At 68.9% G+C, this 20,393-nt stretch carries 17 protein-coding genes; 6 read left to right on the top strand and 11 right to left on the bottom strand.

Annotated elements, in window-relative coordinates; all coding sequences use genetic code 11:
- On the top strand, nt 1-111 hold a 111-nt coding region (locus ACFYXE_RS38120), incomplete at its 5' end, for a sigma factor-like helix-turn-helix DNA-binding protein (protein ID WP_389321114.1).
- Between the two features lie 153 nt (nt 112-264).
- Here ACFYXE_RS38120 and ACFYXE_RS38115 read toward each other — a convergent pair.
- The 3 genes from ACFYXE_RS38115 to ACFYXE_RS38105 form a co-directional block, all read right to left on the bottom strand.
- Nucleotides 265-768: a MarR family winged helix-turn-helix transcriptional regulator gene (locus tag ACFYXE_RS38115; RefSeq protein ID WP_389321102.1), complete on the bottom strand. Its 504-nt coding sequence runs from the start codon at nt 766-768 to the stop codon at nt 265-267.
- Between the two features lie 49 nt (nt 769-817).
- A complete protein-coding gene (locus ACFYXE_RS38110) occupies nt 818-1,225 on the bottom strand; it encodes an STAS domain-containing protein (protein ID WP_389321099.1) in 408 nt (135 codons plus the stop codon).
- 91 nt (nt 1,226-1,316) lie between these two features.
- Nucleotides 1,317-2,876: a PP2C family protein-serine/threonine phosphatase gene (locus tag ACFYXE_RS38105; RefSeq protein WP_389321111.1), complete on the bottom strand. Its 1,560-nt coding sequence runs from the start codon at nt 2,874-2,876 to the stop codon at nt 1,317-1,319.
- Between the two features lie 737 nt (nt 2,877-3,613).
- Here ACFYXE_RS38105 and ACFYXE_RS38100 point away from each other — a divergent pair.
- Complete coding sequence (locus tag ACFYXE_RS38100; RefSeq protein ID WP_389321096.1) at nt 3,614-4,777, top strand: aromatic acid exporter family protein; 1,164 nt, start codon at nt 3,614-3,616, stop codon at nt 4,775-4,777.
- Nucleotides 4,778-4,902: 125 nt separating this feature from the next.
- Here ACFYXE_RS38100 and ACFYXE_RS38095 read toward each other — a convergent pair whose 3' ends face one another.
- From ACFYXE_RS38095 to ACFYXE_RS38075, 5 genes are all read right to left on the bottom strand, one after another.
- A complete protein-coding gene (locus ACFYXE_RS38095) occupies nt 4,903-5,547 on the bottom strand; it encodes a tRNA-dependent cyclodipeptide synthase (RefSeq protein ID WP_389321093.1) in 645 nt (214 codons plus the stop codon).
- A gap of 5 nt (nt 5,548-5,552) precedes the next feature.
- The gene (locus ACFYXE_RS38090) at nt 5,553-6,305 is read right to left on the bottom strand and encodes a class I SAM-dependent methyltransferase (RefSeq protein ID WP_389321090.1); all 753 of its coding nucleotides are present in this window, start codon (nt 6,303-6,305) and stop codon (nt 5,553-5,555) included.
- A 1,625-nt stretch (nt 6,306-7,930) separates the two neighbouring features.
- Nucleotides 7,931-10,426 (bottom strand): DNRLRE domain-containing protein, encoded by a 2,496-nt coding sequence (locus ACFYXE_RS38085; protein WP_389321087.1) that lies wholly within the window; start codon nt 10,424-10,426, stop codon nt 7,931-7,933.
- A gap of 1,535 nt (nt 10,427-11,961) precedes the next feature.
- Nucleotides 11,962-12,801, bottom strand: coding sequence for a SigB/SigF/SigG family RNA polymerase sigma factor (locus ACFYXE_RS38080; RefSeq protein ID WP_389321108.1), 840 nt, complete (start codon nt 12,799-12,801; stop codon nt 11,962-11,964).
- Nucleotides 12,802-12,985: 184 nt separating this feature from the next.
- The gene (locus tag ACFYXE_RS38075; RefSeq protein ID WP_389321084.1) at nt 12,986-13,360 is read right to left on the bottom strand and encodes an ATP-binding protein; all 375 of its coding nucleotides are present in this window, start codon (nt 13,358-13,360) and stop codon (nt 12,986-12,988) included.
- A gap of 232 nt (nt 13,361-13,592) precedes the next feature.
- Between ACFYXE_RS38075 and ACFYXE_RS38070 the strand changes: the two genes are divergently transcribed.
- On the top strand, nt 13,593-14,177 hold the full coding sequence (locus ACFYXE_RS38070; RefSeq protein ID WP_389321081.1) for a DinB family protein: 585 nt from the start codon (nt 13,593-13,595) through the stop codon (nt 14,175-14,177).
- A gap of 48 nt (nt 14,178-14,225) precedes the next feature.
- On the opposite strand, the gene ACFYXE_RS38065 is transcribed toward ACFYXE_RS38070, so the two are convergent.
- The 3 genes from ACFYXE_RS38065 to ACFYXE_RS38055 are packed head-to-tail and all read right to left on the bottom strand — an operon-like array spanning nt 14,226 to nt 17,678.
- Nucleotides 14,226-15,011 carry a phosphatase PAP2 family protein gene (locus tag ACFYXE_RS38065; protein WP_389321078.1) on the bottom strand — a complete coding sequence of 262 codons (786 nt, stop codon included), beginning with the start codon at nt 15,009-15,011 and terminating at the stop codon, nt 14,226-14,228.
- A gap of 2 nt (nt 15,012-15,013) precedes the next feature.
- A complete protein-coding gene (locus ACFYXE_RS38060) occupies nt 15,014-15,967 on the bottom strand; it encodes a YihY/virulence factor BrkB family protein (protein WP_389321075.1) in 954 nt (317 codons plus the stop codon).
- A gap of 1 nt (nt 15,968) precedes the next feature.
- Nucleotides 15,969-17,678 carry a diacylglycerol kinase family protein gene (locus ACFYXE_RS38055; RefSeq protein ID WP_389321072.1) on the bottom strand — a complete coding sequence of 570 codons (1,710 nt, stop codon included), beginning with the start codon at nt 17,676-17,678 and terminating at the stop codon, nt 15,969-15,971.
- Between the two features lie 295 nt (nt 17,679-17,973).
- On the opposite strand from ACFYXE_RS38055, the gene ACFYXE_RS38050 reads away from it, so the two are divergent.
- From ACFYXE_RS38050 to ACFYXE_RS38040, 3 genes are all read left to right on the top strand, one after another.
- Nucleotides 17,974-18,744 (top strand): hypothetical protein, encoded by a 771-nt coding sequence (locus ACFYXE_RS38050; protein ID WP_389321070.1) that lies wholly within the window; start codon nt 17,974-17,976, stop codon nt 18,742-18,744.
- Nucleotides 18,745-18,867: 123 nt separating this feature from the next.
- On the top strand, nt 18,868-19,641 hold the full coding sequence (locus tag ACFYXE_RS38045) for an MBL fold metallo-hydrolase (protein ID WP_389321067.1): 774 nt from the start codon (nt 18,868-18,870) through the stop codon (nt 19,639-19,641).
- A 165-nt stretch (nt 19,642-19,806) separates the two neighbouring features.
- Entirely contained in the window at nt 19,807-20,322 is a 516-nt protein-coding gene (locus ACFYXE_RS38040) for a GNAT family N-acetyltransferase (protein ID WP_389321064.1), read from the top strand.
- Nucleotides 20,323-20,393: the final 71 nt, after the last annotated feature.

Here is a 20,393-nt window from a genome sequence, read left to right as displayed (position 1 = left end):
CGCACCCAGAGCGACATCGCCGCCGAACTCGGCTGCTCCCAGATGCACGTCTCCCGCCTGATCAGCAAGATGCTCGACAAGCTCCGCACCGGCCTCACGACAGCCGAATAGTCCCGGCACGTGCCACAACGAGTTCCGCGGCCGCCTATATGGCAGCCGCGGAACTTTTTGCGTCCAGAGGCAGGAGGCAGTCTGCGCGCGCCGGGCGCCGTGAGCGAGGGGCAGTTCAAGCGCGAGGGAGTCTCGGCCCCGCGTAGCCGGTGATCAGGCCGCGGGAACGGCGGATCTTCGGGGTTGCTCGTCGCGGGCGATGGTGAGCTGCGTGTGCAGACCGGCCAGCCCCTTGGCCAGTGCGTGGCGTTCGGGCGCGGGCATGGCGCTGATGGCTTGGTGGAGCATGGTCTTGCGTTGCTCTCGTATCTGCTGGAGATGCTGCTTACCTGTGGGTGTGAGCCGCAGGCCGACTTCGCGCCCGCTCTCGGGGCAAGGGACGCGTTCCAGGAAGCCGATGGCCTGAAGGCGGTCGCACATGCGCGTCACGTTCGGGGGCGAGGAGGCCAGGACGGTGCCCACCGTCCGCATGCGGATGCCGTCCTGGCGGTCCACGACGTACATCAGCCGCAGCTGGGAGGTGGAGGCCGGCGCGGTGGCGTGCGCGGTGGCGTCCCGCGCGTTTTCCCACATGACGTCCAGGAGTTCGGCGATGTTGCTGGCACTCTCGGTGGCCTGGACACAGGTCACGGAGGCATCGGCGTCTGGTGCGGGCATGGAGGCTTCCCGTCGGTGTGGCTTCGCCCGGTGGTCGGCCGGGAGTGGCTCAGGTGTGCTCCGGCCCGGTGGGGCGAGCCGCAGCCACGCTCTCCTCATCCAGCGGGGAGGGTGTGGCGATGGTGGGGGATGACGCCGTGAAGTAATCCAGGGTACCGGTGACATCGAGCAGCCGGTTCAGCTGCGGGAGCCGGTCCTCCAGGTGCAGGCGGATGCCCGCGGCAGCGGTACGCCGTCCGATCATGAGCAGGACGGACAGGCCCAAGGAGTCGATGCTGCGCAAGCCCGCGCAGTGCAGGTGCAGGTCTTTCAAGAGCGGCCGCCCGCCGAGCTGTTCGGTGACCTGGTCCAGAAGGTGCTCGGCGTTGTCGTGGTCGAGATCACCGACCATCTCTATGCGGAGTCTGTCCGTGCCGTCGACCAGGCTCAGACGCAGGTCGGGGGGCGGTGAGGTCATGCGGGGTTCCCGGCTGCCGTGTGCTGGTCGGTGGTGAGGGGCGCAGGCCCGCAGTCCGCGGTGCGGGACTGCGGGCGGGTGATGCTGCAGCTCACGCCGTGTACCGCCCACGGGTGTGGCCGTCGACGGCGCTGAGGTGACGGGTGCGCGGTGCGGAGATCGCCACCACGGCCATGTCGTCGTGCCGACGCGGGCCGAGCCACTGGGCGACCAGCATCTGGATGTGCTCCACGATGCCCTCCGAGGGCATCCCCACGCACCCGGCCAGGGCCCGCATCAGGCGGTCCTCGCCGAATTGGGCGTCGCCCATCGGGCCGCCACAGGCCTCGGTGATCCCGTCGGTGTACAGGATGCAGGACTCGCCGGGCGCGAGGGTGACGTTCACGGTGCGTGCGGGAGCCTCGGGCATGGCGCCGACCAGGGTTCCGCGGGTCTTGGCCGCTTCGACGCTGCCGTCGGCGCGCACGATCAGCGGGTCCGGGTGGCCGGCACTGGTCAGGTTCAGTTCCACCTGGTTGCCGTTGCGCACGGCGGAGGCCAGGACCAGGGTGGCGAAGCGGGTGTGATGGGAGTTCAGCAGCGCGGTGTTGAGCAGGCCGAGCATCCGCTCGTGGTCGTCGGCCAGCGGCAGCAGCGCGTGCAGGGTGTTGCGGATCTTGCCGGTCAGGACGGCGGCCTCCAGGCCCTTGCCGCACACGTCCCCCAGCGTGACCAGGGACGCCTCACCTTCGACGGCCGCCGGGTACACGTCGTAGAAGTCCCCGCCGATCCGCTCGTGGTCGTCCGAGGGGCGGTAGCCGCCCGCGAAGTCCACGCCGGAGATCTGGTGCAGGGACGGCGGCAGCAGCTCCCTCATGAGGATCTCGGTGATCGCGGTCTGCTCCGCGTACAGCCGGGCGGCCGACATCGCCGCTCCCGACCGGGCCGCGAACAGCCGGGCGAAGACCTCCTCCTCGCTGGTGAAGCCGACGCTGGTCTGCTTGCGGAGCAGGATCAGCGCACCGGCCGGAACCCCGTGCCCGGGCAGCGGAGTGATCACTATCGATCCGACCGGGCCGAATCCCTCGGGCACCATCCACTCGGGCGCCGAAGCGGGATCGATCCACTGGGAGGGCACCGGCGGGAAACCGCGCAACGCCTCGCCCAGGCCCGGCACGTCGTCCGGATCCGCCGCTTCACTGGCGACCACGGGGCTGCCGCCGCGCACGCACGTCACCGTCGGAAGCCAGCGGCCGCGGGTCGGCGCGATCGCCAGTGCCGCATCGGCAAGGTTCTCCGCAGCCAACTGCGCGGTCACGTCCATGCAACGCCCCAGGTTCAGCGAGGAGAGCAGCGCGCTGGAAGCCCGGGCCAGGAACGCGGTGCGCTCCCGCTCGATGTCCAGCGCCTCCCGGGCGAGGTGCCGGTCGGTGTCGTCCACCAGCCACCACGCCACCGAGCCGTCGTCGCGCACGCTGGGGTGCGCCTCGAAACAGCGTCCGTCGATCACACCGGATCGGGCCGCCCCGGCCACCGGGCCGTCGTCCGGAGTACGAGGGCGTGGCAGGGCTTCGCGAGCGGCGCTCAGCCAGGGCGGGGCCGCGTCCGCGAGGCGCGCCCCGATCTGGGCGTGCGGCAGCAGCGCGGCGGCGGCGTCATTACGCTGGATCAGCGTTCCGCGGGCATCAGTGACAAGTACGGGGTACGGGGCCTGGCCCCACGGGAAGTCCGGCTCCGCGCTGGCGACAGCTTGCGCATGGGTGGAGACCAAATAGTCGGGATCCGCTGTGCGAATCCCTCACCTCATCAACTCAGAGAAAATGTTGCCTTCAGGCAACCATCGCGCACAAGGCGCCCTCCTGGCAACCGGCCTGCCCTGCCGTACTGCGTCCGTACTGCCTCCGCGCAGGGGCCGACTCGCCCCGCGCAGGCGCCCCGACGCACCACCGCAGGCCCGCCCCGGCCTCTGCCGGCACTGCTGTGACCCGCGGCTCCGTGTGAGCCCGCGGAGCTTCGGCGGACCGGACGGGCCCGCGCGCAGCACCCGGGCCGCGTAAGGCAGAGGGGCAGGAACGCCCCGCGTTTTGGTCATCGGTCCACGGGCAGCCGGGACGGGCGGACTCGTAAGGGGGCCGGCACTCGTGGAGCAGGACAGCCCTCGCCCCCTCCGGCTCGCAAGAGGATCATGCTCACCTCCTGGGCGGGCCCGGTACGAGGGCGGCGCCCCCTCGTGGTGGAGGGGGAGGTGCGAACGGCCCACCGTCAACCGGAGGACGACAGCACGCTCCCCCATCGCACGCGCCCTGCCGATTTGTGGATAAATCTTCATATTCGGCATGTTTAGCTGATCCCCGGTTACTCCGAAGACGGCAGTGCGGGACGTACGGGACGTAGAAGGGCAGTACAGAAGTGATCGGGCGCGTGGAGAACGGCTGGGCATGGCTGAGGCGGGCGTACGACGCGCCCGGACATGAACGTCACAAGGCCTTGCTGGTGGGCAAGAGCGCGCTGGCGGCGACGCTGGCGTGGTGGGTCTCCCACAGCCTCCTGAACGCCACGTCCCCGGCGTTCGCGCCGTTCTCCGCCGTCCTGATCATGAACGTCACGATCTACAAGTCCGTGTGGCAGGCCCTGCGCTACGCGGCCGCCGTCTCGGTCGGCGTCGCCGTCCAGGCGGCGATCGGTTTCCTGGCGGGGCCCGACCTCTTCGCCTTCGTCCTGGTGGCGGTCGTAGCCCTGTGCATCGGGCAGTGGCCGGCGCTGGGAGAACAGCGCTCCCAGGTGCCCACCGCCGCGTTCTTCGCGTTCTCCACCTACGCCACGGCCACCACGACCGGCGACAAGGCCACCCAGCTCGGCCAGATCATCCTCCTCGTCGTCATCGGGTGCTCCATCGGCCTGGCCGTCAATCTGTGCGTCGCGCCCCCGCTGCGTTACCGAAGCGCCGAACACGGACTGCACTCCCTGGCCAGCGCCCTGGAATCCCTGCTGGACGACATGGCCGACGGCCTGTGCACGGGCGATGTGGACGCCCAGCGCGCCGAGCAGTGGCGCGTGGCCGCGGAGAGCGCCCAGCGCGCGGTCGGCCAGGCCCGCGCCGGCCTCGACACGGCGGAGAACAGCCTGCCCTTCAACCCCCGGCGCCTGCTCCCGGCCCACCGCAGCCACCTCACCTTCAGCCGCTACCGCCAGACCGTCAGCGCCCTGGAACGCGCCGTGTACCAGCTGGGCTCCCTCACACGGAGCCTCGGCCAGTGGCGCGAGACCGAGAACACCTACACCTACGGCCCGGCCCTGACGGCCTACGCGGACTTCGCCGCCAGCCTGCGCGACATCGCGCACGTCATCGCCGAACTGGACAGCGACACCCTGGCCGAGCAGGCCCAGCAGATGTGCGAGTTGGCGAACGCCTCGCAGGAAGCACTGCAGAAGGTCCTGACCGCGGCCCAGGACAACGAACTCCCCCTGTCGGACGCCGCACGGCCCTACGGAGTCCTGGTGGTCGAGGCGACACGGCTGATGGAGGAGTTCCAGAACACCTGCGACGTCCTCATGGACACCGCGGAGGCGTGACAGCGGCTCTCCGGCTCTCCGAGCCCGACGGTGCGCAGGGAGCCGTGTCCGCAGCTCCGGCGAGGGCAAGCGGAAACGGTGCCGGGAGGCGGAGCCCGGTGTCGAAAGGCGGAAAGGGAGGCGCCTCACATCCAGGTGGCGAATCCCTGGGTGGTGCCCATCCGGAGGGTCGAGTCGGGTTGGGGGTCGAGGTGACGGTAGAAGTCCGGCGCCTGGATGTAGGTGAAGACCGATGCGGGCACACGCTGGACGGCCGGCGTGTCGAGGAAATACGGCAGTTCGAAGTTGAGGTACTCACGACCGGTGGCGAGCTGCCCCTGCGTGGGCTGCCATTCCGGGGGCATGCCGTTCTTGAGCACCTGCGTCACGCTGTGGTTCACGGCCTTGTTGAAGTCCTCGTTCTGGGCGTGGGCCGCGTGCACCCCCAGGCGTAGATTCCGGTAGGCGGCGGGATCGGCGGGGCAGGTGCAGTCCCATACCTCGGCCTCGATGCCGGTGTTCCGCTGTGCGGTGTGGATGCGATTGCGGATATTGCGTTCGTCGGCCCTGGCTTTACGGCGGGCCTGGCACAGGGAGTATCCGCGGCCGAGGTAGGTGTAGATGCCTTGGTGCGCGCTGACGGTCAGGACGGCGATCTGGTCGAAGTTCTGCGCGCCCCACGCGAGCATGCCGGAGATCGCATCCTCGCTGAAGGCGGCGGTGGGCGACACTCCGATGACGAGGTGGTCGCTGTGTTCGAGAAGGTCTGCGCTGCGTTCGTCGTAGGCCACGGCTTTCATCGGAACGTGGCCTCCAGCAGGAGCATCAGCGGCAGTTCGGTGAAGGGAGTCCAGTAGTCGTGGCCGTACTTCGCGATGCCTTCAGGGGTGATCTGCCAGGGGTGCCAGCGGACCGTGGAGAAGCCCGCCGAGCGCAGCTCGCTTTCATACGTGGTCGGCTTCCACAGGAAGCATTCCAGCTCCAGCGGCCGACCGCCCAGCTCGGTCCTGATCGGTACCGCGGCCCCCTCGCTCCGCGGGTGCGGCACCTCGACGCGGATCCCGTAGGGCTCGTAGTACGCGGGATCCGGGTCCATGGACCAGTTCGCGCAGGTGGCCACCAGACGCCCGCCGGGTTTCAGCGCGCGGGCAGCCGTGGTGCACATACCCGCCAGCTCGTCGCGGCTGGAGCTGTAGTGGAGCACGTTGATGCCCGTCACGACGTCGAACTGGCCGGCCCATTCAGCCCGTCCGCCGCTGGCGGCGTCTGCGACGTGGTAGGTGATGCCCAGCGGCTCGGACGCCTCCTTGTCGCGGGCGGCGGCGACCATGGCCGGAGAGATCTCCAGCCCCTCGACCCGGCCTGCGCCGGCCTGCTTGAGGCGGCGCGTCCAGATGCCGGTGCCGGCCCCCAGGTCGAGCACGTCCAGGCCGGTGACGTCACCGATCACTGACCGGTAGGTGGGGTCCTCCGCGTGCTGTGCATAGGTGAGAACGTTCAGGCTGTCGTCGTAGACGGCTGCGCTCTGGTCGTACTGCTCGCTGGACATGGCAGCGTTCCGATCTGTTCGTGTTCACGTTCTCGTTCACGGCGGGCGGGAGCCGGCCGTGAAGGGCTGTGGTCTGACGATTACGCGCGCGCATAGCTGGGGGCACTGGCCAGAGAATTCGGAGAGTTACGGCCGATGAGACTTATCGCGTATCGGGACCATCGAGCCGTGGAATTCGAGGGCGGGGAGACGGTCCTCAGCTCGCGCCCTGGGGTGGACGTACGCCCCGACATGATCCGGCCCCCGCTCCCCCAGCTGTCCGATTTCCTCGGAGGGGCCGCACACGTTTCCCCTCACGGATCCGGCGCACATGCCGCTCGCGGGTTGCACGAGATCCCTCAACACGGCATACAGGAACGGCGGTTCGAAGGCGGTCAGTGGCTCCATGATGGTCATGGTTCCAGCAGGTAGGGGGGCGCAATCGGTACCACTGGGGTCGCGGAAGGAGGAAGCCGCGCACAACGGGATCAGGCCGCGCATGCGAACGGAATCCCAGCGTCCTGTGCGCCCGGTTCTTGATACGGGTCCCGAACCGATCGGCGACGAACAAGCCGGACCTCGATCATGTGGCACATCGGGTGCGGCTATTCACGCACGGTCTCGTCAGCCCGAACGGCACAGTTCGGGGGCCGGCGGAACATGAGGCCCACGTTTGACCGCTCGTGAAACTACGGACGGCGGGAATGCACCCGTGCCGGGGGCGTGGCGGCCGTAACTGCGGGTGGCCGAACTCCCGACCTGATGAATCGAAGGCGGGGGCTCCGTGGTCAGATACGGCTCGGGCATCTCCGGTCGGTCACGTAGCTGCTCGGGCCTGGACGGAACCCGTTGCGTGAGTGTGCAAGCCACCCTGTTGAGGCCCGTGCCCTGCCCCTGCCACGCCATCCCGTTCACGAGCTACGGAAGCGCCTCCCGTGGTCGACCGCGCTCGACCGCCGGCGGGAAGTCCACGCCATCGCGCAATCCGGAACATCCAGCTGAACGACGACCACGGACACGTTCAGCGCTTATCGCCTCGCCCGGCTCGCCACCACGCCCGCCTCAGCCCAGCTGCCCGATGAGGGGGCGCCTCCCAGGCAGCCCGGACGTCCTGCCCCATCTACGAGCGGGCGGCTGCTCGCCGCGAATTGAGCTGAACGGCGGATGGGCGGCAGCACGCCCTGTCTACGTATCAGCGGGCCACCGGGCTCACCGTGGTCGACCAGATGGCCGACTGCGGCCCGCGCCCACTCCCCACGGAGAGCCTTTGGCCCGCCGTTCCACTGCGGCACGGCATACTGCCGCAGCGTGCGGAGCACCCAGCGGTCTCCACATAACTGGACGCAACATCTGGACGCAGCTCGGCGGAGCCCCCGGACTGTGATCTCGGGGACTCCGCCATGGTGCATGGAGACGGCTCAGCGAACTGTTCCAGGCCGGTTCGGCCTATTTGTTCTGGCTCTTTCGGCGTTCGGCGGCCGCCCAGCTCCGATCTGCGATGGTCCCGATAATGAATGCCGAAATGGCAGCGATGTACCACGGGAGGTCGAGGATCAGGCAGGGTATGACGGCGACAGCCAGCGCAAGCAGGTTGAGCCACCAGGGCGTGCGCAGGATGACGGGCGATCTGTTGTTACTGGGGCCTGCTAGCACTTCTTCTTGCTCACCTTGGTCAGTTTCCCGTTGCTGGGAAGAATTTTGGACTGGTAGCAGCCCTTCGCGTCAAGCTTCTTCTTTTTGATCTGCTTGAGGATCTTCAAGAGATTCTTGAGGCCGTTGAGGGACGCCGCGCCGCACACCATCTTGGTGACGCCCGCGATCTTCGCCGGAAGCTTCGCAGCCGTGCAGGTGTACAGCATGCCAGCGTATCCGGCAGTGACGATCGCGCTGGACCACGCCTTCCATTCCATGCCTCGGGCCGCCAGGTACACGCCCCAACCGAAGCTGATCCTGGGATCGGCGACAACGGGGAATGCAGTCCCGCTATCGAAGTCGACCTTCTGGACGAGCTTGGTGCCCTCGATCCGGTAGGAGGTGGGCACAGCCGTTCCGTTGGCATCTGTCGCCCAGGGCGCGTCAATGATGCCGTGCGTCACGGTGTCATCACCGGTGCCCGACGAGATCAGGATGCGATTGTTGTCCAGGGTGCTCAGCGAAGCCCCGGCGGGCAGTCTCATGCTGGTGCTGTACTCGCGGGGAGCCTTGGTGTTCTTGACGACCTGGAAGATGCTGGCGCCGCCCTCGACGGTGGGCTGGGCGACGGTGTCAACCGGGCCATCGGGGGCGTGGTATACCACGTTGCCGTTCACGCTGACGCCGCGCGGCTGCGGGGTGGGCAGGGTGACACCCAGGTCGCCGCGGTCGGTCGACTTTACGGAAATCGCGTCATCGGCGCCCCGGGGGAGGCTGACGGTGTTTCCTTCGCTGGTCGCGATGGCCGCGTACGTGCTGTCACTGGTGGTCGCGGCGGTGACGTCTGCGGCATCGAGTGCCGAATTGACCGCGCTGAGGGTCTTGAGCTCCGCAGTGAGCTTCCACTTGGTGTCCACGGTGAACGTCACGGGATCGGACCACCCGGCACTCCAGTGTGTACCGTCGTCCGTCGTGGTGCGGAAGGTGTAGGTCTTGCCGTTGCCCAGCTTGCCTTCCGGAACAACAACCTGGGACGTCTCCCCGGTGGCCACGGGGTCGGCGATCACCGTGGCGACGACCTTGCCGGTCGCCTTGTCCATGATCTGGTACGTACCCCGGACCATGTCGTCTTCGTTGGCGTCCTGCGGAGTGAATCGCAGGGTGGGCGTCAGGGTGTTGACCTTGTAGATGCCGCCCTCGGCGACGTACGGAGGTCCCGCCTGCAGGTTGGCGCCGTTCCGGGGCCGGTAGTTGTAGTCGACCGTGAGCTGCGGGATCTGGTCCGCGGTCGACTCCGAGGAGTAGAACCTCTTCCACCCGAACGTGTCGGCCTCATCGAGCGCCTTGAGAGCGATGTGCCCCTCTTCGGCGTTGGAGCTGGACCACGTCTTGGCGAGTCCTGTGATGTCTGCACTCACCCAACCCGCGTCCTTGCACTTGCCGCGCGTCTGCGTGGAGGCGGCGGCCTTCTCCGTGAGTGCCGGCTGACTGGTCCAGCGGGTCTTGGTGTCGGCGGCACCGGCTGCCCACACCTCCCAACCGCGTTCCTCGCACGACCAGGAGTGGTAGTTGTACAGCGACAGCTCTGCCTTGTCGACCAGGGCATCAGCAAAGATCGAGGTGTCCCAGGTCATGTACGAGCGGGCGACACGCTTCTGCTTCTTCGCCACGTCCGCCCAGTCCCCGGGCCAGCCGAGCTTGAGGTCGGTCGACGCGGACTGGTCGGTGGTGTCGCCCTGCTGGACGAACGTGTCGAACAGCGTGCTGAGGCCGTCAGTGGCAGGGTCGATGGTCACCGGGTACTGGGTATCGGGGTCGGCCAGGAAGCGGCTGTCGGGAGTCAGAGTCAGCTCTACCGTGTCGCCGTCCTGGGACAGCTTCATATCGACCGGAGTGGAGTTCGAGCGTTCACCGGAACGCTTGTCGACCTGGGCGTCCCACATGACGGGAGCGGGCATGCTGGCGACTTCGTCGCCGGTCTTTTTGTCTGTGAAGGAGACCGAGCCGTCCTGGTGTTGCTTCGCGTCGATCCCGGGCAGGGACAGCGGAACCGTCCATGGGGCCTTGTCATCCTTCGGCCGCTCCTTGAGGACCAGGAACTGCTCGAAGCCCGTCCGGGTTGCGTCGACCACGAGGTCGGCGCCCGGTACAGCTTGCGGGTAGACGGCCTGGTGTTCCTTGATGACTGGCTTGGGCAGGCCCCCCTTCCACTGGACGGCCATACGCTGATTCCCGATGCCGAGGGAGATCAGGTCACGACCCTTGGAGTCGGGGGCTGCCGCGGCCTCGGTGATGGAGCGCGCCTTGGCGCCGCCCGCGCCGGCCAGTCGCAGATCCTGTGGGTGCGCTTTCGCGGCGATGCTGCCATCGGGCTGGTGGGCCAGGGTGGCGTCTACATCGACCCATTTGCCGTCTCGCACCATACGGACAGGACCCGCGCTGAGCGTCGTCGTCAGCGTTCCGTCCGGATTCGCCCACGTCGTGGCCGTCTCGGTGCGGCGTTCCAACACCTCTACCTTGCGGCGTCCCGCCTGTGCAGCGGCGATAGCGGCCTCGGGGGTGTTCGCCTCAGTGACGGCGCCCCTCCCATCGGTCGTCGCCTGCGTCGCAGACGTTGAGGAGTGTGCCCCGCTTTGAGCAAGAGCGGGGGCGGCCGAGCCGACAAGGGCCAGCGCAGTGAGCGCGGAAACCGCACTGACCGTAACGGCACGGAGGCGTCTTCGGCTCGGTATGCGACCGCGCGGCGTACGCACGGACTGCGGGTGGTGCATGTGTGGATTAGCCCAATCTGGTCAGGAATGGCGTTGTTCGCAGGGGAAGTTATCCCGCCCCAGAGGTAACGGAATGAGCAAGATCATCCCAGAAGGGACATATGGCCTAAATCACTCTAGTGCTATTGATCACCTTTAATTTTGAGATAGTTAAATGCTCGTGCGTAGCGCGCCATGCCCGCGGTGTGAGCAGAAGAAGGCAACCGGAGTGCCAAAATCGCCGATCCCTGCCACGCCCGGCCTCGCCAGCGGGCTCCGATGCAGCGCATCGGGCTCCAGTACTCCGACATCGGCTTCCGTAGCGAGCTGCGACTGAAGGTCGCGGCGCCACGCTGGCCGCGCAAGGCACACGTGGTGCCTCACGGGTTCGTTCCGACCTATGCGGTGCCGCCTTAGCGCTCAAGCACGAACTCGACTTCGCCGTCGTCGATGTCTCGCCTCTCGAGGCGACCGAGTCACCAACGCCTGGGTGGGCGGAGTCAGCGATCCCGGCCCCGGACCGGACCTGGTTTCGATGCCATGGGAGGACGTCGACTTCTTCGCCGTCGGGGAAGGGGGATTGATGGTCATTTCCCGCGTCGAAGTCGGGGAACGCTAGGCGCCGGAAGGTGAGGCTAACCGCGCGGTTCGTTTAATGACGGGACATGCTGGAATTCCGGACCGCACCCGGTGTTCCGTCACTCTCAGCTGGGCCTGGGGGTTACCCAAGGAGCGAGACAACCAAATCCCAGTGACCGCATGGTATTTACCTCACCGACTGCAGAAACCAGGCGAAGAGGGGACCTGGCGCGAGGTTTAACATCTTGATCAACTCCCCTTGCAGATAGGGCGAGTTGCCCTAGCTCTCCGATGGCAGCAAAAACACGGGAGGAATGAGTCGAAAGGCTTCTATAAGGACGAAGATGACGACTTCTGGCCGACGCGCACGCAGGACGCGAAGGGGTGTACGGCGTGAAGGAACCTTCTGGCTATGCCGATTCCCTCAGCGGTTTAAACGCTAACGACGCAGACTGGGGCCGCTATTCAGCACTGAACGCGGTCGGTAGCCGCCCGCGATCGGCCGCTCGGCAGGACTTCAGAGCGCCGGGAGCGGATTCGCGGACCCAGTGAGAAAGTGGCCGAAGAGGCATTCGTCACCCGTGGGCCTTCGGTGATCAACTGGCAGCCCGCCCTTCAGGGGGCGTTAGGCCGTCAGGCTCCTCAGCAGGAACAGGCCCCGCGCCCCGCATTTCCGCGGGGCACGGGGCCTGTGTCGTCGGTCGGTGTCGGGGCGGCTAGTGGGCGTCGGCCAGGCCGGCGCGCAACGTGCGGATGATCTTGCTGATCAGGCGGGAGACGTGCATTTGCGAGACGCCGAGCTCGGCGGCGATGTCGCTCTGGGTGCGCTCCTCGACGAAGCGCATATGGATGAGTCGACGGTCGCGCTCGTCGAGGTCGGCGATGAGGGGCGCGAGGGAGTGGAAGTTGTCCACGAGCTCGAAGCGGTCCTCGTCGACGCCGATGAAGTCCGCGAGCATGGTGTCCGACTCGTCGCTGCTGCCGGAGATGGCGGCATCCAGCGAGACGCTGGCGTAGCCGTTCGAGGCCTTCTGCGCCTCGGCGACCTCGGACGGCGTCAGCTGCATCAGTTCCGCGAGCTCGACCGTCGTCGGGATGCGGCCCAGGCGGGTGCGGAGTTCCTCCGTGGCCGTGGCCAGATGCAGGCGCGCCTCCTGGAGGCGGCGCGGCACGTGCACCGCCCAGGTGGTGTCGCGGAAGAACCGCTTGATCTCACCGGTGATGTACGGCACCGCGAAGGAGGTGAACTCGACCTCGCGGGTCAGCTCGAACCGGTCGATCGCCTTGATCAGGCCGATCGTGCCCACCTGGACGATGTCGTCCATCTCCTGTGGTCCCCGGTGCTTGAAGCGGGAGGCCACATAGTGGACCAGGGAAAGGTTCATCTCGATCAGGCAGTTGCGCACGTAGCTGTATTCGTGCGTGCCCTCTTCCAGCCCGGTCAGACGGTCGAAGAAGTGCCGTCCTATCTCACGGGCATCGTGCGGGCGGACCGAGGCCGGATCCGCGTACGCCCGCGTGATCCTGTCTTCCCCGGTGTCCTGGGACGCTTCCATCTGTCTGCCGCGCGCCACGGTACGCATATGTTCCACCTTTAACCTGATCCATCCGATGGTGAACTGCCGCGCACGAGTGCCCCTGACAGTCAGTTATATGCAAAACGGAATCGAGTTCTTGCGGCTCGTCGCAGCCCGTTTTCCCGTCCCGCAGCGAGTGGAGGGGCATGGCCCGGCACGTGGTTCAGGGGAGCGCGAGGGCCGCGCTGATCGTCTTGCCGCCGCCCTCGTCCGCTTCTACGTGGACGCGGGCGCACAGGCGGTGAATGACACCCCAGCCGTACCCGCCGGGCACCCCGCGTTCGGGTTGCCGGTTCGTCGGAATCGCCCGGCTGCCGTCGCTCACCTCGAGGATGAGCCTGCCGCCGGTGACGCGGGAGGTCAGGCGGGTGACGCCGCCGGCGTGCAGGAGGGCATTGGCCGTGAGTTCGCTGACGACCAGAAGCGCGTCCTCCAGCAGGCGCCGAGCCTGGGTCGGCTGCAGGGCGGAGCAGACCTCGGAAAGCGTCGAACGCACAACGGATCGCGCGTCCACGCAGCTGATGTCCTGTGGATTCATGTCTCGGCACCCTTGGTCAACGCGTGAGTACGGGCCCCGTCCATGTGACATCACCGCTCTCGGATCGCTCGTGTCGCTGGCATCGCTTGTATCGCTTGTATCGCTCGTGTGGTGGGAAGCATCCGCCTTCCCGGCGCCCTCGGCCTCACACCCGTTGCGCCGCTATCGACCGGACGGCTCCGGTCTGTCGCGATCTTGAGCCCGCGAGCGGTCCGTGGCAGGCTCGTGCCGCATGATCGATGCGTACGCGAAGGACAGCCTGCACCAGCGGCTGCGGCGGGACCGTGAGGCGCTGCTCTGGAAGCTCGACGGCCTGTCCGAGTACGACGTGCGCCGGCCCTTGACGGCGACCGGGACCAACCTTCTCGGGCTGGTCAAACACCTGGCCACGGTCGAGGCCAGGTACTTCGGTGAGGTCTTCGACCGGCCCTCCCCGGAGCCGCTGTGCCGGTGGCAGGACTCCGACGGGAGTGACCAATGGGCGATCGAGGACGAGACGCGCCATCAGATCCTCGGGTTCTACCGGCGCACATGGCAGCACTCGGACGCGACGATCGCCGAGCTTTCCCTCGACTCCCCCGGCCACGTGCCCTGGTGGTCGGAGCCCCGTCCGAACACGAACCTGTTCGCCGTCATGGTCCATGTCCTCGGCGAGACCATCCGGCACGCGGGCCACGCCGACATCCTTCGCGAGGGCCTCGACGGCCGGACCGGGGTGCGCGCCGAGAACGAGCAGCCGATCGACGAGGCGTACCGGGCAGCCCATTTCGCGAGGATCGAGCGGACCGCCAGGGCAGCCGCGGCCACCAAGGCGTAGAACCTCGTTTGTTTTCCGGCCCGTTCGAAGAGGCGTGTCGTCCGGGTCTCACCGAGGGCGGGAGGCCGGACCCGGCTTCTCGTCGCGCAATTCCGGCTCCAGACCGTCGGTCACGGCTGCCGGGTGGAGCCCGACGTCGGTCCGCCATGCCTCGAATGCCCAGGCCGTGACGGTGACGACGGCGATTCCCAGCAGCCAGCCCCCCACCACATCGCTCAGCCAGTGCACCCCCAGGGCGACGCGCGTGAAGCCGACGCCCAGCACCGAGAGGACGGCAGCGGCCCAGCACACCGGCCGCCAGACGGCAGGCACCAGGGACAGGCCGACGAGCAGCAGGACGGCGCAGGAAGTGGTCGCGGTCATCGCGTGCCCGGACGGAAAGGAGTAGCCCGGCGCTTGCGCCACCGGATCGTCCAGCGCGGGCCGGGCCCGCTCGGCGGCCACCTTGACCGCGAGGCCGATCAGGCCCCCCGCGGTGGCGGTCACCGCGGCCCAGGCGGCCAGGCGCCAGCGTCGTCGAAGGACGAGCCAGACGGTCAGCAGCGCCACCGCGACCCGCAGGGTGAACGGATCCCACACCCAGTCGGACAGCACCCGCAGCACGTCCGTCCATGCCGGGTGGTCCCGCGCTAGGCGATGCAGGTGGCGGGCGGCTTCCCCGTCCAGCCGGTGGAGGGGCGTCCACCGCCCTTCCACGAGCGCGGCGACGATCCCGAAGGGCACCGCGGCGATCGCGGCGATCAGCGTCCCTCCCAGGAGCCGCGCGCCGAATCGCTGATCGGCGGTGCGCCGACGATGACGCCTCAGGGATCGGGCAGCGGTACGCACCACCATGGTCACACTCCTGGATCGGGCTGGATCGGGCCGGCCTGCCGGGCCCGGACGGCCTCGAGCTGCGCCGCGAAGGACAGGCCCAAGAAGAGGGCGATGGACGTCAAGTACGCCCAGAGCAGCAGGGACATGAAGGCGCTCAACGGCCCGTAGATGGTGTCGAAGGACCCACTGATCTCCAGATAGAGGCTGAGAGCCCAGGTCAGGCCGCTCCACAGCACGAGGTAGACGGCGGCGCCGAAGGCCAGCCACGTGTATCCGGGCTGCACCCGTCGTGGTGAGCGTCGAAAGATGGCGCTGGCCGAGATCAGGGCCAGCAGCAGTCCGAGGGGCCAGCGCAGCATGTTCCAGACGCTCCGCGCCGAGTCGCCCAGGTGGTACACGGTCACCGCCGAGTCGATCAGGGCGTCACCGGCCACGGTGGCGATGAAGCCGAGGCCGAGCGGGATGCCGGCGCTCAAGGACATGACGAGGCCGCGGGTGTACTTCTGGGCGAAGGGGCGGTCCCGTTCGACGCCGTAGATGCGGTTGGCGCCGCGTTCGATCTGGCACATCGCCGTGGTGACGTTGGCCAGTGAGAACACCAGCCCGAACCACAGCGCGACGCGTGCGCCGTCGCCGGCGTGGCGACGGCTGCGGTCCAACGCGTCGTCGACCACCGTGGCGCTGGGGCCCTCGGAAAGGCGGTGGATGGTCAGTTCGGCCATGCGTCCGATGTTCTCGGTGTGCAGTTCCGCGGAGATGCCGACGAACGCGATGGCGAGCGGGATGACCGCGAGGACGGTCTGAAGCGCCAGCGCGCGGGAGTGGCTGAAGCCGTCCGCGTAACGGAACCGGACGAACGCGTCGCGCAGCAGCGCCCAGCTCCCGTAGCGGCGAAGCGCGGCGAACGCCTCGTCGCCGGACAGCTCCTCGCCCCGCATGTCGCGGGTCTGGGGGACTCGGGTGGCGGTGCCCACGTCAGTTCTCCTCGGCCGGCAGCAGCACGGCGAGTGCGCCGGGGCACACGTCGGCGCGCAGCCGACGGCCGTTCGGCACCGGGTCACCGTCCACTTCGCGGGGCTGAGTCGCGTCGAAGTCCACGGTGAGCCTGCGGAAGGTGGCGTACTCCACGCACGTGCCGGTGCGCGCCGACGCGTCGGCGGCCGGCCGCCGCAGGCCCGCGAGCAGGCGCAGCCAGTCCAAGGGCCCGTGCGGGTCGAGGATCAGCAGGTCGAGGAGGCCGTCGTCGGGGCGGGCGGCCGGGACCAGGGAGATGCCACCCTGCACGGTGCCCACATTGGCGATGAGGACCATCCGTGCGGTGCGTCGCATGGCGGGGGCGTCGTCCGTCCGGATCGTCATGGTCATCCGCGGCGAGCGCAGGCGGCGCAGCACGGACAGCGCGTAGGCGGGCCAGCCGATCACTGACTTGGCACGGCTCCTCGTGTGCCGCATCACCTCGGCGTCCAGCCCGGCCCCGGCCATGGCGGTGAAGTGCAGGGGCCGCATCCCGTCCCCCGCGATCCGTCCGAGGTCGAGACGGTGCACGCTGCCGCCCAACGCGGCGTCCAGCGCGGCGGCGGGGGACAACGGCAGGCGCAGGTTGCGCGCCAGGAGATTGCCCGTCCCGCAGGGGACGACCACGAGCGGTATGTCGCTTCCGGCCAGCGCGTCCGCGGCGGCTCCCACGGTGCCGTCGCCGCCGCAGACCACGACCAGGGAGGCTCCGGCGGCCCGGGCCGCGGCCGTCTGCCCGTGGCCCGGGTCGGCCGCGGTGGTCGCCCTGAAGCAGGCGTCGGGGTGACCGTGCTTGATCAGCACCGTGCGCAACTGCGCCAGTGTGGACGTGCCGACGGCCAGCGGATTGAACACCACCACGACGGCGCCGGTGGGGAGCCGGACCCGGCCGTTGCCGGAGGTGTCCATGGCGGTGTCGGCGGCACGCGGCCTGTCCACGGTCTCCCCGAGCGGCAGGATCGCGCGGCCGACGATCAGCAGGGACAGGGACCCGTTGAGCAGTCCGCCCATCACGTCGGTGGGGTGGTGCATCCCGCGATACAGCCGGGCCAGGGCGACGAGCAGCGGGAGCAGCAGGAAGAGACCTGCCACGATCCGCCGCCACGGACCGCGCATGCGGGACGACACCAGAACGGCAAGGCCCGCGTACAGCGCGGTGGCCGCGCCGGTGTGCCCCGAGGTGTAGCTGGAGGTCGGAGGGGACGCGTCGAGGCGGTCCACGTCCGGACGGTGGCGGTCCACGGTGAGGGTTATCAGGAGGAACACCAGCGACTGCAGGGTCACCCCCGCGGCCAGGAATCCCGCCTCGCGCCACCGGGGCGCCCGGGGGACGAGCAACAGCCCGAGGCAGACGAGCGAGGTGACGGCGACGACGGTCGCCGTGTTGCCGGCCTCGGAGACGATGAAGGAGAGCGTGGTGAGGGTGCCGGTGCGCACGCGCTCCAGTGCCTCGTTCACCGCGTCCTCGTGCACGACGGGCCACCACTCGCGCGCGGGCCCCGTGATCAGGAATCCCAGGCCCGCCATGAGCGCCGTCTGCAGCGTGGTCCACAGCGCGATGTGCGCCGCCGCCCGGCGCGGCCCGGTGGCGGTCCGCGCGGGCTCGACGGGCACCGGAAGCGCGGAAGGTCTCGCGCTCCCCGCCGGTATTCCCGGCATGACAGCTGGCATCAGGTCCCCCACGGGTCGGCTTCGTACGAATGCGTCGCTGGACGTCGCGGTCCAGACCACGGCCGTGTGCCCCCGAACAGCAGGGAGACACGCGGAGCGGTGTCGGCCGGCGGCGTCCGGCGCCGCGCGTCGCGGAACGCCGGACACCGTGGCGGATCAGGTGAACGTGACGGTCCCGGCCGCGCGGCGTCCTCCCTCGGCGGGGGAAGGCGGTGTTGCCCGTGTTCTTGCCCTGACGCCCCTTGCCGCTGCCGGTGCGGGTCGCGGATCCTGGGTGGTCGGTCGAGGAGGACACATGCGCGCACAGGCTTCATCGGAGCCGGACCACGTCCAGGCCCGCGCGGGGACAAGGCGGGGCATTGAGCACGGCGGGGCCTCCGCGGCGATGCTCGCCCTGCAGCGCACCGCGGGCAACGCCGCGGTCACGGCGATGGTCCAGCGCAGCCGTACCGAGCATGGCGACGGGTGCGGTCCCGGCGGCTGCGGCGGCTCCGAGGTCGCGCAGCGGGCCGGCAAGGTCGTGCAGCGCGCCAACAAGAAGGACTGGAAGCTCGGGTCGACGCAGAACGAGCTCGCCTCGGTGAAGGCCGCCCACCCCAATGATCCGCTGGTGGACACGCTGCACCACATCATCCCCAAGTCGCGTTTCGAGCCGTTCCTTGCGCTGCTGACCTCGCCCCAGGTGCAGCAGATCAGGACGGATCTGGCTCCCCTGGCTCCGGCGGCGTTCGGCGCGCCCAGCGTCGACAAGGCGCTGAAGAACCTGCCGGCCAATTTCCGCGTCGGTCCCCGGCCCGAGGACCGGTCCGACGACCCGGGCCCGGGTATCGACGTGAACACCACCGCCTCGGGCAACACCACTCCCCGGTCCGCGGAACTGGAGAACGTCTTCGCCTACATGGAGGGCGCCGTCGCCGCGGGCGCGGTGGTCCAGGCGGACTTCACCAACAAGTTCCTCGCGCCGACCATCAACGCGTGCACACAGCACGGCACAGCCATCAACATCGACCCGGCACGTGCGACCTGGATCCAGGACCCCGCCACCGGGAAGTACCGCAAACCCTGACGGCACAGGTCATGTAGATGCCACGGCTGAGATCGGGGCCAAGACGGCGGCGGTGGCCCTCGTCGACGAGGCCGCGGCGCAGGCGACCCGGCCTGCCGATCACGCGCTCTATAGACTCGCCGGATGACCACTGGTGGCCCGCTCCGTCTCACCGTCCTGGGTTCCGCGACGCCCTACGCGCGTCCGGACAACCCGTGCTCCGGCTATCTGGTGACCGGCGGCGGGGCACGGGTCTGGATGGACGCGGGCAGTGGCACGTTGGCGCAGTTGCAGCGGCATGCGCGGCTCGACGAGGTGGACGCGATCTGGATCTCGCATCTGCACGCCGACCACAGCGCGGATCTGCTCACCGCCTCTTACGCGCTGCTCTACGCCGACCTTCGGCCGACCGCGCCGATCCCTCTGTACGGTCCGCCGGGCACCGCCGACCGGCTGGCCCACTTCCTCAGCAACACCGCGGCGCGCAGCCCGGTCGAGTCCGCCTTCGCCGTCCACGAGTTGCACGACGGGCATCAGGTGCGCGTCGCCGGGCTCACGATGACCAGCGGTGCCGTGGAACATGGCATCCCCGCCTTCGCCGTACGCGCCGAGGCCGACGGCCGGTCGCTGGTCTACTCCGGCGACACGGCCCCGTGCGCGCGCCTGACGCAACTGGCCGACGGGTGCGACGTCCTGCTGTGCGAGGCGGACGTCGCCGAGGCCCCGGCCGGTGAAGATCAGGTGCACCACACGCCCGAGGACAGCGGCGACACGGCCACGGCCGCTCGCGCGGGCCGGCTGATCGTCACCCACGTCGGCCCCTTCCTCACGCCCCAGGAGGCGGTGGACCGCGCCGCAGCACGGTTCCGGGGTCCCGTCGAACACGCCGAGCCCGGCGCCGTCTTCACCATCGGCTAGCTCCCGAACGCGGCCGGGTCCGGGGCGATCTCCCCGGCCGGGTCGCGTCGGGCCGTGACGTCCGCGCCCCGACCGTACGCGGCGCCGCATGTGCCGTGTGACCGTACGCAGTGCCGCATGTGCCGTGTCGTAGGCGTGTCCCGAGCCCGATGGCACACTGCACGCATGATCGATGATCTGCCATCCGGCCTGTCGGCACGGCACCTCGACGAGGGCGACCATCTGCGCGTGCTCGGGGTCCTTGATGCGTGGTGGGGCGGGCTGAAGGGAGCGGCCGGGGCGAGGGAGCGGGCTTCGCTGCTGCCCCGGCTGTACTTCCAGCACTTCACCACGACCAGTTTCCTGGTCGAGCGCGACAACGGCGACATCGCCGCGTTCCTCGTCGGCTTCCTGTCGCAGACCGAGCCCGGGACCGCCTACATCCACTTCGTGGGCGTCGACCCGGAACTACACGGGCAGGGAGTCGGGCGCACCCTGTACCGGAACTTCTTCGAGCTCGTGCGGTCGCTCGGGCGCCATCGCGTCGAGTGCATCACCAGTCCGCAGAACACCGCCTCGCAGGCCTTCCACACCCGGCTCGGCTTCACGGTCTCGGAGGTGAAGCCGGACTACGACGGGCCCGGACTCGACCGGGTGGCATTCGGCATCGACCTGCCGTCCGGTCCGGTGGCCGCGCCCTAGGGCCTGTCCGGCGGATCTTGTTGGCGGGTACGGGGTGGTGCCACGCGCACAGGGATACGCGCCGGACTGCA

The sequence above is a fragment of the Streptomyces sp. NPDC002564 genome (assembly GCF_042889645.1).
In the GTDB taxonomy this organism is placed as follows: Bacteria; Actinomycetota; Actinomycetes; order Streptomycetales; family Streptomycetaceae; genus Streptomyces.
This window is presented reverse-complemented; position numbering and strand designations above follow the sequence as displayed.

Coding starts and splice junctions, on each gene's coding strand:
- ACFYXE_RS38090 (WP_389321090.1), bottom strand. CDS start 6,305: ATGTCCAGCGAGCAGTACGACCAGAGCGCAGCCGTCTACGACGACAGC.
- ACFYXE_RS38080 (WP_389321108.1), bottom strand. CDS start 12,801: ATGGAAGCGTCCCAGGACACCGGGGAAGACAGGATCACGCGGGCGTAC.
- ACFYXE_RS38040 (WP_389321064.1), top strand. CDS start 19,807: ATGATCGATGATCTGCCATCCGGCCTGTCGGCACGGCACCTCGACGAG.
- ACFYXE_RS38070 (WP_389321081.1), top strand. CDS start 13,593: ATGATCGATGCGTACGCGAAGGACAGCCTGCACCAGCGGCTGCGGCGG.
- ACFYXE_RS38075 (WP_389321084.1), bottom strand. CDS start 13,360: ATGAATCCACAGGACATCAGCTGCGTGGACGCGCGATCCGTTGTGCGT.
- ACFYXE_RS38065 (WP_389321078.1), bottom strand. CDS start 15,011: ATGGTGGTGCGTACCGCTGCCCGATCCCTGAGGCGTCATCGTCGGCGC.
- ACFYXE_RS38045 (WP_389321067.1), top strand. CDS start 18,868: ATGACCACTGGTGGCCCGCTCCGTCTCACCGTCCTGGGTTCCGCGACG.
- ACFYXE_RS38055 (WP_389321072.1), bottom strand. CDS start 17,678: ATGCCAGCTGTCATGCCGGGAATACCGGCGGGGAGCGCGAGACCTTCC.
- ACFYXE_RS38115 (WP_389321102.1), bottom strand. CDS start 768: ATGCCCGCACCAGACGCCGATGCCTCCGTGACCTGTGTCCAGGCCACC.
- ACFYXE_RS38050 (WP_389321070.1), top strand. CDS start 17,974: ATGCGCGCACAGGCTTCATCGGAGCCGGACCACGTCCAGGCCCGCGCG.
- ACFYXE_RS38110 (WP_389321099.1), bottom strand. CDS start 1,225: ATGACCTCACCGCCCCCCGACCTGCGTCTGAGCCTGGTCGACGGCACG.